General features: G+C 39.8%; 14 protein-coding genes. All 14 read left to right on the plus strand.

What is annotated here, in order from left to right:
* The first annotated feature begins 65 nt into the window (after positions 1-65).
* The 14 genes from AA0017_RS22450 to AA0017_RS22515 all read left to right on the plus strand — a co-directional run bounded on the left by AA0017_RS22450 (position 66) and on the right by AA0017_RS22515 (position 15814).
* Positions 66-956, plus strand: coding sequence for a carbohydrate ABC transporter permease (locus tag AA0017_RS22450; RefSeq protein WP_413382784.1), 891 nt, complete (start codon positions 66-68; stop codon positions 954-956).
* A 15-nt stretch (positions 957-971) separates the two neighbouring features.
* Positions 972-1784 carry a carbohydrate ABC transporter permease gene (locus tag AA0017_RS22455; protein ID WP_413378215.1) on the plus strand — a complete coding sequence of 271 codons (813 nt, stop codon included), beginning with the start codon at positions 972-974 and terminating at the stop codon, positions 1782-1784.
* 12 nt (positions 1785-1796) lie between these two features.
* The gene (locus AA0017_RS22460) at positions 1797-2567 is read left to right on the plus strand and encodes an MBL fold metallo-hydrolase (RefSeq protein WP_413378217.1); all 771 of its coding nucleotides are present in this window, start codon (positions 1797-1799) and stop codon (positions 2565-2567) included.
* 36 nt (positions 2568-2603) lie between these two features.
* Entirely contained in the window at positions 2604-3173 is a 570-nt protein-coding gene (locus AA0017_RS22465) for a glycerol-3-phosphate responsive antiterminator (RefSeq protein WP_413378219.1), read from the plus strand.
* 163 nt (positions 3174-3336) lie between these two features.
* Complete coding sequence (phoU, locus tag AA0017_RS22470) at positions 3337-3984, plus strand: phosphate signaling complex protein PhoU (RefSeq protein ID WP_413378221.1); 648 nt, start codon at positions 3337-3339, stop codon at positions 3982-3984.
* 91 nt (positions 3985-4075) lie between these two features.
* Entirely contained in the window at positions 4076-4885 is an 810-nt protein-coding gene (locus AA0017_RS22475; RefSeq protein ID WP_413378223.1) for an HAD-IIA family hydrolase, read from the plus strand.
* Positions 4886-5022: 137 nt separating this feature from the next.
* On the plus strand, positions 5023-6618 hold the full coding sequence (locus AA0017_RS22480; RefSeq protein WP_413378225.1) for a Na/Pi cotransporter family protein: 1596 nt from the start codon (positions 5023-5025) through the stop codon (positions 6616-6618).
* A 1806-nt stretch (positions 6619-8424) separates the two neighbouring features.
* Entirely contained in the window at positions 8425-10017 is a 1593-nt protein-coding gene (locus AA0017_RS22485) for a glutathione ABC transporter substrate-binding protein (RefSeq protein WP_413378227.1), read from the plus strand.
* A 29-nt stretch (positions 10018-10046) separates the two neighbouring features.
* A complete protein-coding gene (locus AA0017_RS22490; protein WP_413378229.1) occupies positions 10047-10970 on the plus strand; it encodes an ABC transporter permease subunit in 924 nt (307 codons plus the stop codon).
* A 51-nt stretch (positions 10971-11021) separates the two neighbouring features.
* A complete protein-coding gene (locus AA0017_RS22495; protein ID WP_413382787.1) occupies positions 11022-11876 on the plus strand; it encodes an ABC transporter permease in 855 nt (284 codons plus the stop codon).
* Between the two features lie 13 nt (positions 11877-11889).
* Positions 11890-12864 carry an ABC transporter ATP-binding protein gene (locus AA0017_RS22500; protein ID WP_413378231.1) on the plus strand — a complete coding sequence of 325 codons (975 nt, stop codon included), beginning with the start codon at positions 11890-11892 and terminating at the stop codon, positions 12862-12864.
* Positions 12864-13838 (plus strand): ABC transporter ATP-binding protein, encoded by a 975-nt coding sequence (locus AA0017_RS22505; protein ID WP_413378233.1) that lies wholly within the window; start codon positions 12864-12866, stop codon positions 13836-13838. Before AA0017_RS22500 ends, AA0017_RS22505 begins: the two co-directional genes overlap by 1 nt.
* 27 nt (positions 13839-13865) lie before the next feature.
* Positions 13866-14783 (plus strand): sugar phosphate isomerase/epimerase family protein, encoded by a 918-nt coding sequence (locus AA0017_RS22510; RefSeq protein ID WP_413378235.1) that lies wholly within the window; start codon positions 13866-13868, stop codon positions 14781-14783.
* Complete coding sequence (locus tag AA0017_RS22515; protein WP_413378237.1) at positions 14780-15814, plus strand: Gfo/Idh/MocA family protein; 1035 nt, start codon at positions 14780-14782, stop codon at positions 15812-15814. The genes AA0017_RS22510 and AA0017_RS22515 overlap by 4 nt, the downstream gene beginning before the upstream one ends.
* Positions 15815-16024 lie beyond the last annotated feature (210 nt).

Genomic DNA, 16024 nt, shown 5'->3' on the forward strand with positions numbered 1-16024 from the left:
CCTTATAAATAGGGGGGAATAACTTGAAACCAAGTCCACAAAGTCAGACACCGAAAACAGGGTTCTTGCCAAGGGTTAAATCAAAAGTTCGAGCGTCCTTAAAAAGAAATTTATTTGCCTATGCACTACTCTTTCCTTCATTAATCTTTTTAGCGGTCTTTACATATTACCCATCACTGAAATCATTCTTTTTGAGCTTTCATAGTGCTTCTGTGAATCGGATGGAGTTCGATGGAATCGGTCAGTATCAAGCCGTATTTGGTGATGAAATCTTTCGGCAAGTTTTATGGAATAATATTATTTTTATGATTGGAACCGTTCCAACGAGTATCTTCCTAGCCATGTACTTAGCGATATGGTTAAACAAAAAAATGAGAGGAAGCTCTTTGCTTCGAACGACCTTTTTTTATCCGACGGTTATGCCATTAATAGCCATTGCGAATATTTGGTTATTCATTTATACACCAACGTATGGATTATTAGATAAGTTCTTAAATTTATTTGGCTTAGGTGGAGTGAATTATCTCGGTGAACCTTCAACGGTAATGGGAGCTATGATCGTAATGATGATTTGGAAAGAAGCAGGATTTTTTATGATTTTTTATTTAGCTGGCTTGCAGAATTTGCCTAGTGATGTGTATGAAGCAGCTAAAATTGAAGGAGCCAAACCGTTTTTTACGTTTAGAAAAATTACCTTTCCATTATTAATGCCAACTACGCTTTTCGTTATGATTATTGCCATTACTAATTCATTTAAAAATGTTGACCATCTATATATTATGACAAAAGGTGGCCCTGATAATGCTAGTAATCTATTGCTTTATTACATTTATCAAACGGCTTTCTCATATTGGGATTTAGGAAAAGCTGCCGTAATAACGGTTGTACTTGTGGTGATTTTACTGTCTGTATCGGCATTTAATTATTTATATTTAGATAAGAAAATTCATTACTAGGGGAGGAGTGGAAGGATGTCAAATTTTATAAATAAAAGTGTCTTAATTATCTTAGGATTATTCTTTGCGATTCCTTTAGTATGGACAGTGATAACGTCAATCTCTCCAACTAATGAAATTATTAGTGGCTCAAATCCTTTATGGGTTTCAAATCCTACTCTAGAGCATTATAAGGATGCTTGGGAAGCAGCTCCTTTTTTAAAATACTATTTTAATACGTTTATTATCGTATTTGGGATTTTGACGGTCCAATTCTTTACAATTACTTTAGCAGCTTATGCTTTCGCTAGGTTGAATTTCTTTGGGAAAAACCTTTTATTCATCGCCTTTTTAGTACAACTTATGATCCAGCCGGAAATTCTCATTTTTCCTAATTATACTGTGATGCAACAGCTTGGATTAGTTGATAGTAAGCTAGCTGTTATGCTTCCTTATTGGGCTTCTGCTTTCGGGGTGTTTCTACTAAGGCAAACCTTCAAGCAAGTTCCACAGGATTTAGATGAAGCATCTGTTATGGATGGTTGTAGATGGTATCAAACCATTTGGCATGTCTATCTTCCGCTAGCGAAGCCGACATACATTGCCTTTGCCTTAATCTCAGTCAGCCATCATTGGAGTAATTTTATGTGGCCATTAATTATTACGAACACAGTAGATAGTCGACCGTTAACAGTAGGGATGGCCTTATTTGCTCAATCTTTTGAAACGGGTGCACAATGGGGCATGATTACAGCAGGAACGATTATGGTTATCTTCCCATTACTTATTGCTTTCTTTATTTTCCAAAAGCAATTTGTTTCTAGCTTCATGAATTCAGGGATTAAATAAGGAGCGGATGTTTTGAAGATTACATTTTTAGGGACAGGTTATGCTGCGGCAACAGAAGAACGAGATAATACGTACTTGCTGATAGGTGATGACGATGACAATAAAATAGGAACGATTATGGTCGACGTTGGGGGAAGCCCCCTTTCCAAACTAAAGAAAGAAAAGGTTGATTTGCATTCCATTAAATATCTTATCTTTACTCATTTTCATATTGACCATATTTATGGCTTACCGTCCTTATTATGGGGGATGTGGTTAGAGGGGCGGAAAGATGAACTTATCATCTATTGTGAACAAGATAATGAAAAGAAGCTGAGAGATTGGTTGAATGTTTTAGAGGTTAATAATTGGTCGCTCAAATTTAACATAGTAATTCAGACATTTCATCACAAGAGCAAAAATCGCTTATTTACATTGGGGAGTATGACGATTTCAACGATACCGGCTAAACATGCGATCCCAACGGTTGGAATTGAGTTGAAAAAGGGCGATAAAATTTGCGTTTATTCGAGTGATACCGAGCCAAATGAGTGGATAAAGGATTATGAGAGGATTGATTTATTAATCCATGAATGTACGATGGCTATTGGGCAAACCCCTTTTCATACTAGTTTAAAATATTTTCTTGAATATTATAATCTCCATTCAATCAATAAAATTGTGTTTGTCCATCTGTCGGATCAGGAGAACTATCAATCCGTTATGGAGACCCATGTGAGCAAAGAAGAACAAGATAAAATGAAATTTGCGAGTGATTTAATGACCGTTTCATTCGACAAGTGACACCTGTCGAATTAAAAATTAAAGGGGGATGGAGTTATGAGCTTATCAATCGTTGATATGGTGGAATCTCAAGTTATTGCATCTATATTGGAAAAAGGACATATAGACGTGGCGATTAAAAGTCGTGCAAATATCGCTTTTCTCGTAACAGGGAGTTTATTAACCATTGAAGCAGATGTTCAAAGGTTAAAAGACAGTGGCATGTATGTATTTGTCCATTTAGATTTTATTGGAGGTTTAGCTAGCAATAAAGATGGTATTCAATATTTGGCGAGAAGAATCAAACCACATGGGATTATCACCACTAAAAACCAATTAATAAAAATTGCCCGAGCAGAAGGACTCTTATCGATACAGCGTACTTTTTTAATTGACAGTAGCGCTATTAATAAATCGATGTCCATGATAGCGGCGAGTAGACCTGATGCGATAGAGGTGTTACCAGGTGTGATTCCAAAGGTGATTGAGGATTTGACGGAACGCTCAGACCTTCCGATTATCGCAGGTGGATTAATTTCAAATAAAGAAGAAGTGATGAGGGCACTAGAAGCAGGTTCACTAGCTGCTTCTGGAGGAAATACAGAACTTTGGGACTTAGAAATATAATTTCGATCTTGTGAATATAACTTAATATAGGGCCGGAGATCTGATGAGAAGCCTACAACAAGTCATATAGAAGTGACTTTGTTGTGGGCTTTTTTGACTAAGTCTGATTGGAATGAAATTCGACAGGTGACAGACATCTGTCGAAAATTAGGAGGGTTTTTAGATGAGGGATAATTTACAAACATTTACTCATGCCATCCATAAGGTAGAAAAGAAGATTATTAGAATGGCGGAATTAACGAGAAAGGAGTTAGAGTTAGCGGTGGATTCTTTAGTATCCAAAAAAGAAGAGAAGAGTCATAGAGTCTTGGAATTAGATTTGAAGGTCGATGATTTCGATTCTAAAATTCATTCTTCGATTTTGGAATTATTAATGATACAGCCGCCGTTGCCTAAAGAACTGCAAGCGTTAACAACGATGAATAGAATTTCTAGAGAGTATGAACGGATTGGGGATCAAGCGGTCAACATTGCGGATTTAGGAAAAGACACGAGTATACGAGCCGATTCTCCAATATATATGGAATTGAAGGAGATGTGTCGTCTCACATGTTCGATGCTCAAAGGGAGTATGGAAGTAGTCCAAAATAAAAACCTGAGCCAAGCAAAGGAAATTGCGGAACAAGATGATATTGTTGATAACTACTTTCATCAGATCCACTTATGTATTGTATCTGAAATGAGACGTAACACGGAGCAAATTGAATCTTTAGCTAATTTATTATTAGTCACTCGCTATTTAGAGCGGAGTGCGGACCATGTTGTCAATGTCACTCGCCAAATAGAAAAAGTGACGTATTTGATTGATTGATAAATTTTTTATTTGAAACTTAAATGCTTTACTCTCAAGGGATTTCTACCTTTTTGTTGGGAATATTATTTACTTTTTGGAGGGTGTTTGGATGACTAGAGGATTTATTTTTGATTTAGATGGAACGGTTTATTTAGGAGAAAAGGCGATAGAAGGAGCGGCTCAAACAATTAGTGAATTGAAGGAGAATGGCGATCGAGTTTTATTTTTATCCAATAAGCCTATTGCTTCACGGCATTCCTATGTTGAAAAGCTTTGGAAAATGGGGATTGTGACAACATTAGATGAAGTCTTAAACTCGAATTACATTATGGCCAATTACCTTAAAGGGAATTTAGGGAAGGATGAGCACGTTTTGGTCATTGGTGAGGCCCCATTATATGCTGAACTTGAAGCTCTCTCCATTCCTATTACAAACGATCCTCTAAATGCTAGTTATGTTGTTTTATCATGGGACCGGCAATTTACGTATAAAAAGTTAAATTCAGCTTATCAGGCATGGCGTAATGGAGCAAAAATTATTGCTACAAATCCTGATAGAACTTGTCCAGTTGAAGGTGGAGAGATACCCGATTGTGGAGCAATGATTGGTGCCATCGAAGGAGCTACTGGTCAAAAGATAGACTTGGTTGTTGGTAAACCGTCGATATTGATGGCGGATGCAGCCTTAAAAAAACTCGGTCTTGAATATTCAAATTGTTATATGGTAGGGGATCGTTTAGAAACAGATATCAAGATGGCCAATGATGTAGGGATTTCAAGTATCCTCGTTTTAACTGGGATCACAACTAAGGAAATGGCAGAAAAATCGCTCCATAAACCAACTTTTATTCTAGAGAGTATTAAAGAGATTCCAAAGAATATATGTGGGAGCACAAATAATAAGTCTATTTTGAAATGAACAATTTCTGCCTGACATCCCTATTCTATTTAAATGGCTTTCTAGGAAAAGCACGCTCTTAAATTAATGGAAAATGAAAGCGGGTTCAAGATTATTTATCCATTAATAGAGAAATGGTTCTGGGAGGAGGGGTTTGTATGATTTGGCCAATGGTTATAGGGGTGTTAGGTGGGATTGGAATTTTTTTATATGGGATGTACATTGCGAGCGAAGGTTTAAAAAAATCAGCATCCCATCACTTGAAGAACTTTTTGAGTAAAGTGACGAAGAACCAATTTTTCGGTTCGCTTGCAGGTATAACGCTAGCAGCTGTTCTGCAGTCGTCTAGTGCGGCTACTGTTATGGTCGTGGGTTTTGTTAATGCCGGTTTGTTAACGTTAAGGCAAGCGATGGGTCTCATGTTAGGCTCGGCAATCGGAACGACGATAACGGTGCAATTAATTGCTTTTAAAATAACGGATTATGCTCTTTTATTTATTGCGCTCGGTGTGTGTATTTTTTTATTAGGTAAACAGCAAATGAAATCGATAGGAAGTATTGTGTTAGGTTTTGGTTTTGTTTTCTTTGGAATGGCGATTATAACAGATGCAATGCTGCCGATTCAAAACAATCCAGAATTGACGAATGCCTTTATCTATTTAACCGATAACCTTCTTCTGACTGTTTTAATTGCCTTAATTTTTACAGCGATCATTCAAAATAGTGCCGCGGCCATTGCGATTGCGATGACATTAGCGGCAAGTGGTTCACTGACGATAGAAGCTTCGATCGCCATTGTGTACGGGGCGAATGTCGGAACGGTCGTAACAGCACTCATTTCAAGTATCAGTTCATCAAAGGATGCTCAAAGAACGGCTGTCGCCCATGCAATTTTTAAAATCATAGGTGTCTTACTATTTTTGCCCTTTACACAACTATTTGTATATGGACTTGAGGCAATTGGCGGAGGGATTGAACGTCAAATCGCCAATGCTCATACCATTTTTAATATCGTAAATTTACTTGTTTTGTTGCCATTTTGTAATAAATTTGCCGATTGGATGGTTCTTTTGTTGCCGTACAAAGAAAAAGTAACGAAACATATAAAGTACTTGGAGAATGAGAGTCTCGAAGTTCCAACGATTGCACTGATTCAAACAAGGAAGGAATTAGGGAATATGGCAAAGTTGATTGATGACCATATGCTCCGTCATTTTGATGATTTACTTGATGCCCAAAACCCCGTGCATCGTCAAGCTGTGATTCGATATGAGGATAATATTGATGAAATATACAAAAGTATTTATCACTACTTGCAAAAAATAACTCAAAAAGATCTTACCGATGAAGAGTCGGAAGAAAGCCTAAAGTATCTGTATATTAACAATCATTTAGAAGGAATTTCTGATTCATTACAACATATTGCTCTGACAACTACGAAGCTTGAAGGAGCTCAAACGAATTTAAAAGAGTGGGAAGCAAAGGGGATCTCTCATTTATTTGAAGAAGTATCAACGAACTATCATATGGTCATAAATGCTTTTGAGGAAAATGATAGGGAAAAAGCGATAGAAATCATTAACCGTAACCCAATCATTTTACGTAAAGAAAAAGACTTACGGTTCCAACATTTTAATAGTGGCAGTAATCAGAGCAGCCGACTTAGTTCTGTTTATGTAGACATTATGAATGAATTGATCATGCTGAACCATCACATTGTCAGTATTTCTTATACGTTAATTGGAATGGTGTAGAGATTTTTCGCCAAATTCTGAGGAGTGACAGTGATCATTCCTGTCAGTGCCCGAATGAATCCGATAGCCCTAGCAAACAGGTGGGAAAGGGAATCAAAGAGTCGCAATGAAGCCCGAAGCGATCGAATCAAAGCCGCAAAGGGAATCAAAGAGTCGCAATGAAGCCCGAAGCAGGTGAATCAGAGCGTGAAAGGGAATCAAAGGGCGTCAATGAAGCCCGAAGCCATCGAATAAAGCCGCGAAGGGAATCAAAGAGTCGCAATGAAGCCCGAAGCGATCGAATAAAAGCCGCGAAGGGAATCAAAGAGCCGCAATGAAGCCCGAAGCAGGTGAATCAGAGCGTGAAAGGGAATCAAAGGGCGTCAATGAAGCCCGAAGCCATCGAATCAAAGCCGCAAAGGGAATCAAAGAGCCGTCAATAAATCCCGAAGCAGGTGAATCAGAGCGTGAAAGGGAATCAAAGAGTCGCAATGAAGCCCGAAGCCATCGAATCAAAGCGTGAAAGGGAATCAAAGAGCCGCAATGAAGCCCGAAGCGATCGAATAAAAACCGCGAAGGGAATCAAAGAGCCGCAATGAAGCCCGAAGCCATCGAATCAGAGCGTGAAAGGGAATCAAAGGGCGTCAATGAAGCCCGAAGCAGATGAATCAGAGCGTGAAAGGGAATCAAAGAGTCGCAATGAAGCCCGAAGCCATCGAATCAGAGCGTGAAAGGGAATCAAAGAGCGTCAATGAAGCCCGAAGCAGGTGAATCAGAGCGTGAAAGGGAATCAAAGAGTCGCAATGAATCCCAAAGCCATCGAATCAAAGCGTGAAAGGGAATCAAAGAGCCGCAATGAAGCCCGAAGCGATCGAATAAAAGCCGCGAAGGGAATCAAAGAGCCGCAATGAAGCCCGAAGCAGATGAATCAAAGCGTGAAAGGGAATCAAAGGGCGTCAATGAAGCCCGAAGCCATCGAATCAAAGCGTGAAAGGGAATCAAAGGGCGTCAATGAATCCCGAAGCAGGTGAATCAGAGCGTGAAAGGGAATCAAAGAGCGTCAATGAAGCCCGAAGCAGGTGAATCAGAGCGTGAAAGGGAATCGAAGAGCCGCACTGAATCCCAAAGCCATCGAATCAAAGCCACAAAGGGAATCAAAGAGCCGCAATGAATCCCGAAGCAGGTGAATCAGAGCGTGAAAGGGAATCAAAGGGCGTCAATGAATCCCGAAGCCATCGAATCAAAGCGTGAAAGGGAATCAAAGAGCCGCAATGAAGCCCGAAGCGATCGAATAAAAGCCGCGAAGGGAATCAAAGAGCCGCAATGAAGCCCGAAGCGATCGAATAAAAGCCGCGAAGGGAATCAAAGAGCCGCAATGAAGCCCGAAGCAGATGAATCAGAGCGTGAAAGGGAATCAAAGGGCGTCAATGAAGCCCGAAGCGATCGAATAAAAGCCGCGAAGGGAATCAAAGAGCCGCAATGAAGCCCGAAGCAGATGAATCAGAGCGTGAAAGGGAATCAAAGGGCGTCAATGAAGCCCGAAGCCATCGAATAAAAGCCATAAAGGGAACCAAAAGCGCCCCAAGCATACCAGGTGACAGGCATCTGTCGAATTCGACAAGTGCCTGTCACTTGTCAACTCTTGGCACCTATTATTTTAAACTGATGTTAAAAATAGAGCTTGACTTATCTGTTAATTCTGAATATATTGTAATTATCATCATGTATTTGGAGGTGTTCCACTAGTTTTATCTGAAAATGTCTAAATAATTTTTCCAGTGGAATTAATAATTGTTTCCTGTTATCCAAATCAAAGGGGGAATTTTAATGAAGAGTAAGATGCTTTCTTTACTATTTCTGTTTGTATGTATTGTTTTAGTGGCATGTGGAGGGACGGATGATACAGCGGGTGACTCGGATAGTGTAGGTGAAGGCTCTAATGACACAACAACTGCCCAATCCGATCGGTCAATTGTGATTGCAGTCGCACAAAATTTTTTATCGATGGATCCTCAAAATACAGGAGATGCGAATTCTAGAACCGCCCAGCGCTCGATGTTTGAAGGGTTACTTGGGTTGGATAAAGACGGAAATATTATTACTGTACTAGCTGAAGATTATGAAATCAGTGATTCGGGGTTGGAATATACGTTTCAGCTTCGGGAGGGCGTAACATTTCATGATGGAACACCATTTAATGCCGAAGTAGCGAAAGCGAATATTGACCGGATGGCTAATCAAGACAATGGAATTAGGGCAAACCGAAGCTTTGAATTTGTCGAAGAAACGGTTGTCGTAAATGAGCATGAAATGAAAGTCATCTTATCGCAGCCGTATAGCTCAATGTTAGATAAATTTGCCACATCACAAATGATAAGTGGCGAGTCTTTGAAACTATCAGATGATGAAATTTCCAAAAATCCAATCGGTACAGGGCCATTTAAATTTGTTTCTTGGGACCAAGGCAGTTCCTTAGTGGTGGAAGCCTTTGAAGATTATTGGGAAGAGGGATTACCTAAAGTAGCAGGAGTAGAATACCGCCCAACACCTGAAAATGGAACAAGGTTGGCCTTGTTAAAAACCGGAGAGGCGGACTTTATTTTCCCATACCCGGAACAAAATTTAGCTGAAGCGGAAAACACAAATGATTTTACAGTGGAACTGACACCATCAACGATTCAAAACTATGTCACGATGAACACCAATAAAGAGCCGTTTAATGATCCAAAAGTTAGACAAGCGATCAACCATGCGATTGATAATGAAGCGTTTATTAACGTCGTGAAATCAGGACTAGGTAATCCATTGGATTCGATTATTACAAAACAAACAAAACATTACGAGCAACAAGGGTTATATGAATATGATCCAGAGAAAGCCAAAGAACTATTAGCAGAAGCTGGTTATGAAAACGGTTTTAACACGACCATTTGGGGAAATACTTCATCAGATAATATGCGAGGAATGCAATTTATTCAACAGCAATTAAGTGTGGTTGGGATTGAGGTAGAAGTCATGTCGATGGAAGAAGGAACGTTATCGGAAAAAATTTATGGAGTAGAAGATCCGGATGAGGCAGAAGTGGACATGTGGTATGTCACATGGGCGGCTTCTCCGAGTGATACCGATCATGCGATTAGACCGTTATTTTCAAGTCAAATGTTTCCTCCATCTGGTGCCAACTCGGCCTACTATGTGAACGAGGAAGTTACAGAATGGATTAATCAGGCTCGTACATCAGCTGATGAAGCGGAACAAGTGGAACTTTATCAAAGAATTCAAGAGCAAATTTATGCAGATGCACCGTGGATTTTCTTAGCGGAAGGTGTTGTAAGTGGAGGAAAACGAGCAGAAGTGGATGGTATTTATAATTTATCATCAGGAGCGGTTGAGGTTCGTGAAGCTGAAATAAAGCAGTAACATGATTCAACAAGGAGGCGAATTGGACGGTGTTTGCATATATCGGTAAACGATTATTAGAAACGATTCCAATTCTGTTTGTTGTATCCATCATAATTTTCTTCTTTACTCATTTGATTCCGGGGGACCCAGCCAGACTAGTGGCTGGCCCGGATGCTACATTAGCAGAAGTAGCACAAATAAGGGAGAATCTTGGTTTGGATCAGCCTGTTTGGAAGCAATATATCGATTATATGGCTGGCCTTTTAACAGGGAATTTGGGGCAATCGTTAGTTACAGGTCACGATGTTTCTTCGATGATTGGAGCAAGGTTTTTACCTTCCTTATATTTAACAATTGCTAGTATGGGATGGGCCCTTGTTATTGGTTTAATTATTGGAACCGTGTCCGCTGTCTTTAAAAATAAATGGCCTGATTATGTTGGAATGATGACAGCTGTATCTGGGATATCGGTACCGAATTTTTGGCTTGGATTATTGCTGATTCAATTGTTTTCCGTGCAGCTTGGCTGGTTACCAACAGGGGGTTTGGATTCGTGGAAAGGGTATGTTCTGCCATCGATTGCACTTGGGGCAGGAATTATGGCGATGGTGGCTCGATTTACTCGTGCTTCTCTGCTAGATACGTTGAAATCAGATTTTATTCGGACGGCACGTTCAAAAGGATTAAAAGAAACGACATTGATCCCTAAACATGCTTTGAGAAATTCACTTATTCCAGTAGTCACGATTGCTGGTTTACAGTTTGGTTTCTTACTAGGCGGCTCTGTTGTAGTGGAAACGGTGTTCAACTTTCCAGGGATGGGGCGTCTCTTAATTGATTCGATTGGGTTTAGAGATTACCCGACGATTCAAGCGTTATTACTCCTTTTCTCATTCTATTTTATTATGGTTAATTTGATTGTTGATTTACTCTATAGTTTATTAAATCCAAAAATCAAGTATGCGGCATAAGGAGGGGTGTTGGTGAATCAAACTGAGTTGGAAAATAACCAAAACGTATTAATGAGGCAAACCCCTCGCTCTTCTCCGCTGAAGCAATTTTGGAAAAAATGGTGTAAACAGAAGGTGGCATTTGTAGCAGGTATATTTATTTTCTTACTTGTCATCGTTGCTTTTTTCGGCTCTTGGATTGCTCCATATGACCCGTATGAGCCAAATTATAGCAATGTTCTAAGTGGTCCAACTTCAGAACATTTTGCAGGAACGGATGAGTATGGTCGCGATATTTTTAGTCGTTTAATTGTGGGAGCGAAAATATCTTTAGGGGTCGGTATTATTTCGATTGTAGCAGGAGGGGTTATCGGAACGATATTAGGGTTAATTAGTGGCTATTTTGGCGGAAAATTGGACCGACTGATTATGAGGCTCAGTGATATTATGTTTGCGTTTCCAGATATTCTCCTAGCGATTGCGATTATTGCGGTTCTTGGCCCAGGCTTAACGAATGTAGTTATTGCTCTCTCTATTTTTTCAATCCCGAGTTTTGCTCGTTTAGTTCGTGGGGCTGCTTTAGAGACGAAACAAGCCGAATATGTTGAAGCGGCTCAGTCGATTGGTGCTTCAAGTGCTCATATCATCTGGAAGCATATTTTGCCGAGTAGTATTGGTGAGTTATTGGTCTATTGTTCGATGCGAATGGGAAATGCCATCTTAGCAGCGGCAACTTTAAGCTTTTTAGGTTTAGGGGCAAGTCCAGAAACGCCCGATTGGGGAGCAATGCTTAGTATGGGGCGTGACTATATTAGTAGTGCTTCTCATGTTGTTTTATTTCCTGGCCTCATTTTATTCCTAACGGTTCTAGCTTTTAATTTAGTTGGTGATGGTTTAAGGGATGTGTTTGACCCAAAATCGTCTTAAGGAGGGAAGGAAGATGGAGAAGATTTTGGAAGTTGATAAGGTGGCAACTCAATTTGTCCAAAATGATCAGCCTTTAACGGTCATACATGATTTGAGCTTTCATATTAATAAAGGGGAAGTATTAGGACTAGTTGGAGAAAGTGGAAGTGGGAAAAGTGTGACGTCTCTTTCGATATTAAAGCTATTTAAGGGGACGACCGGTTCGATTAGTAGTGGAGAAATTAAATATAAAGGAGAATCGATTTCTACTTATAATGAAGCAAAAATGAGAAAGCTTCGTGGCAAACAAATTTCGATGATCTTTCAGGAACCGATGACGTCGTTAAACCCAGTTATGAAAATCGGTGAACAGATTGAAGAGATTATTCGCCTGCATATGCCATATGGAAAGAAACAGGCAAGGGAACATGCCGTGTCGATGTTGAAAAAAGTAGGAATTTCTAGAGCAGAAGATGTGATGAAAGAATACCCGCATCAGCTTTCTGGTGGGATGCGTCAACGAGTAATGATCTCGATTGCCTTAGCTTGTTACCCTGAGCTTTTAATTGCCGATGAACCAACAACAGCACTTGATGTGACGATTCAAGCCCAAATTTTAGAGTTAATGAAAGAAATTCAAAGTGATCTTGGGATGTCGATTTTATTAATTACTCATGACTTAGGGGTTGTCTCTGAAATGTGTGATCGAGTCATTGTGATGTATGCTGGGCGTATTGTGGAAGAAGCAAGTGTTGACGAGCTTTTTAACAACCCCAAGCATCCGTACACGCAAGGTTTGATTCAATCAATTCCACAAATAGGACAGCGAGTTGAAACGTTATTTAGCATACCAGGCAATGTCCCGCAGCCATCAGATATGCCTCAAGGCTGTAAATTTGCACCAAGATGTAATCAAGTGATGTCGATTTGTTCCACAAAAGAGCCACCGCTAACAACGCAAGCTGATAGGAGACGATGTAGCTGCTGGTTATATGAGGAGGGGAGTTAATGGAGGATGTTTTGTTACGGGTTGAGTCATTAACTAAGTCATTCGAAATGAAGCGTGGACCGTTCAAGAAAAAAGAGAGGTTACGAGCTGTTTCGGATGTTTCACTTTCCATAAATAAAGGGGAAACCTACAGCTTAGTAGGAGAAAGTGGTTGTGGGAAATCAACAACGGGTCGATTGTTAAATCAATTAATTACCGCTGATAGTGGGGAAGTATGGTTAGAAAAAACTGAAATTTCGAAGCTCTCTAGAAAGCAAATCAAACCTTTTAATCGTCGTATTCAAATGGTTTTCCAAGATCCATATGCTTCACTAAATCCAAGAATGAAAGTGTTTGAGATTTTAGCCGAACCATTGGATGTCCATTTAAATCTATCAAAAAAAGAAAAAGAGAAAATGATTATGGAAATGCTAGAAGTGGTGGGCTTAAATGAGTATTCTGCTTACAAGTACCCCCATGAATTTAGCGGCGGACAACGGCAAAGGATTGGCATTGCTAGAGCCCTTATCTTAAAGCCAGATTTAATTATTGCGGATGAGCCTGTATCCGCATTGGATGTCTCGATTCAATCTCAAATTTTGAACTTATTTAAAGAGCTACAGTCGGAATTTAATCTTGCGTATTTGTTTATTTCCCATGACTTAAGTGTAGTCGAACATATTAGTGATAAAGTCGCTGTCATGTATTTAGGAAAAATTGTTGAATGTGGTACAAAACAAGAAGTATTTGAAAGTCCAAAGCATCCATATACAAAAGCCTTATTATCGGCTGTACCTGTTATAGGGAAAAGAGGTCAAAAAAAAGAAAGAATCGTTCTAAAAGGAGATTTACCTAGTCCGGTTAATCCACCAACTGGCTGTCATTTTCATACACGATGTCCATTTGTAATGGAGATTTGCAAAAAGAAAGAACCTGTTTTACAAAATGGGGTAAATCATGAGCATCAAGTAGCTTGTCATTTAACAAATGATTAATCATTTTAAAAGGGAGAGTGTTAGAAAATGAAAGTAGGATTAAGTTCGTATAGTTTAGTGAAAGCAATTAAGGCAGGAGATATCACGATTTTAGAGGCGATTCAGTGGGTGGCTGATAATGGGGGCAGTCATATGGAATTGGTTCCTTATGGTTACTCGGTTGTGGATGATTTAGCTTTAGCTACCGAAATTCGAGAAAAAGCCGTAAACGTTGGAATTGAATTATCGGCTTATTGTATGCCTGCTAATTTTATCCAAGCGACAGAGGAAGAATTTGAACAAGAAGTTGCACGGATCAAAAAACACGTTGATGTTGTTAATCATATGGGGATAAAAGTCATTCGTCATGATGTAACCGCCTTTACTTTGCCACCGGAGCAAATGACCGTTCATTATTTTGATGATCATTTTGATGAGATTGTAAAAGGCAGCCAGTTAATCGCGGATTATGCCAAACAATATGAGATGACAACAACGATTGAAAACCATGGTTTTAATGTTCAGTCTAGTGATCGGGTTCAAAGGGTTTTACGTGCTGTTAATCGAGACAATTTCAAGACGACTTTAGATATTGGAAACTTTTTATGTGCAGATGAAGATCCGTTAGTCGGGATTAAAAAGAACTTAGCTCAAGCCGCGACGGTTCATTTTAAAGATTTTTACGTACGTCCTTATTATAAAAACCCTGGAGACGGAGAATGGTTCCGTACGGTGAACGAAAATTATTTGAGAGGAGCGATTGTTGGTCACGGAGAATTACCGATTCGAGAAATCATCCGTCTATTAAAAGAACATGGTTATGATGGTCCTATTGTAGTCGAATTTGAGGGAATGGAAGATTGTTTTGTTGGCTCGCGGATTGGGATGAATAATGTCCAAAGATTATGGGATGAAGTGACGGTTGAAGGATGGAAAACGGTGATAGAAGGGGTTGGGAAATCATGAAGCTACGAGTCGTTATTATTGGTCTTGGCACCATTTCAGAGATGCATGCCAAATCTTATAAGGCTAACGAACATGCAGAGTTATATGGGGTATGCGATCGGAATGAAGAGCGTGCGATGGCGGTAGCCAGACAATATGGAGTGGAGAAAATATATACAGATGCAAAAGAGGTCTTTGCGGATGAGCAAGTCGATGCGGTTAGCATTTGTACGTGGAATAATTCACATGCGGAATTAGCGATTGCTGCCATTCAAGCAGGCAAACATGTATTAGTGGAGAAACCAGTAGCCATGACGGTTGAAGAGGCGGAAAAGATCAAGGAGGTCGTTGATCAAAACGCAGCTATTTTACAAGTTGGTTATGTGCGCAGGTTTGGCGAGAATGCCATCGTCCTGAAGAAGTTTATCGATAGTGATAAACTCGGAAATATTTATTATGCGAAAGCTTCGCTGCTCAGAAGAATTGGAAATCCAGGAGGGTGGTTTGCTGATAAAACACGCTCTGGAGGTGGACCACTCATTGATTTAGGTGTGCATATCATTGATGCTTGTTGGTATTTAATGGGGCGTCCGAAAGTAAAGTCAATAACGGGACATGTGTATAGTGTGATGGGCAACCGTGGGAATATTGAGAATTTGTCTTTTTATAAAACAGCTGATTATGATGCAACGACAAATTCTGTTGAAGATTTAGCGAACGCCCTCATTACTTTTGAAAACGGGAGTTCGTTAATGGTAGATACGTCTTATTCATTACACTTGAAAAAAGACCAGATCGCTCTTCAAGTGTTTGGAACAAAGGGTGGAGCTGAATTGGAGCCTCATTTAACGATAGTGACGGAGGAAAATGACACAATTCTTAATATTGACCCCCAAATCGATCAGTCAACATTTGATTTTGATAGTGCTTTCCAAAATCAAATTGATGCATTTGTTCAGGCGTGTGTGACAAATGGCCCATCTCCAGCCCCAATTGAAGATGGAATTGAATTAATGAAAATGATTGAAGGCATATACAAGGCAGCTAGATGAGTGGCAGGTAGGCAGGTGTCTATTGGTGACAAGTGCCTGCCACTTGTCGAATACTGTTGAAAGGGCTGTCCGAATTAGGGCGGCCTTTTCAGGTGATGCCTGTCACCTGTCGAACTATATTTGAGATTTTATCATTTCCAGACAGAAGACTCCCTCTTCAATCGTGTGAAGGGAGAAGCCCGACGATAAGGGGGAGATGAATCTCGGTTG

The organism is Alkalihalobacillus phoenicis (assembly GCF_047302405.1).
In the GTDB taxonomy this organism is placed as follows: Bacteria; Bacillota; Bacilli; order Bacillales; family Bacillaceae_D; genus Alkalihalobacillus.